This window comes from Janibacter sp. CFPM2_SD2 (assembly GCF_057364645.1).
The window spans coordinates 1-661 of record NZ_JBNFOF010000401.1 but is presented as its reverse complement, the minus strand read 5'-3'; the positions used below and the strand labels follow the sequence as shown (position 1 = coordinate 661).

The following is a 661-nucleotide window of genomic DNA, read 5'->3' as shown; positions in this document are numbered from 1 at the left end:
GCGAGCGACTGGCCGCGGGCCCTCGCCGAAGCAGCTCGTGCCGCCCTGCTCTCCGACCGGGGCGCGGTCATCGTCCTGCCCGACCAGCGCGACGTCGCGCGGGTCGACGGCGGCCCCTGACCGAGGTGCTCGGCCGTGACCAGCACGTGCGGCTGACGGCCGACCAGGGCCCGCAGGCGCGTTACACCGCGTGGCTCAAGGTGCTGCGCGGCCACGTCCGGGTCGTCGTCGGCACGCGCGCCGCTGCCTACGCGCCCGTCCGCGACCTCGGCCTCGTCGCGTGGTGGGACGACGGCGACGACCTCCACGAGGAGCCGCGCGCGCCCTATGCGCACGTGCGCGAGATCTTGTCGACCCGGGCCGACGTCGAGGGCTGCGCCCTGCTCGTCGGTGGTCTGGCCATGTCGACCGATGTCGCGGCGCTCGTCGACGCCGGTCGGGTGCACCTCGTCGGGGGAGCGACCCCGCGGCGCGAGGCGCCTCGGGTGCTCGTGGCCGGTGAGGGACTCGAACGAGGAGCGCGACGGGCCGGGCGCGCGGGCCCGACCATCCCCTCCGTCGGCGCACCGGGGCAGCGTCGGCGGCGCATGTCAGCAGGGGCCGGTCCTCCTGCAAGGTGCCTCGGCGGGGCTACCTGCCCGCGATGTCCTGCGCCCACGTG

At 76.6% G+C, this 661-nt stretch carries 1 pseudogene; it reads left to right on the top strand.

The annotated features are described in order from the left end of the window. Positions 1-125: 125 nt before the first annotated feature. Positions 126-661, top strand: a pseudogene (locus AC2W7J_RS18635) (primosome assembly protein PriA); the annotation flags it as partial.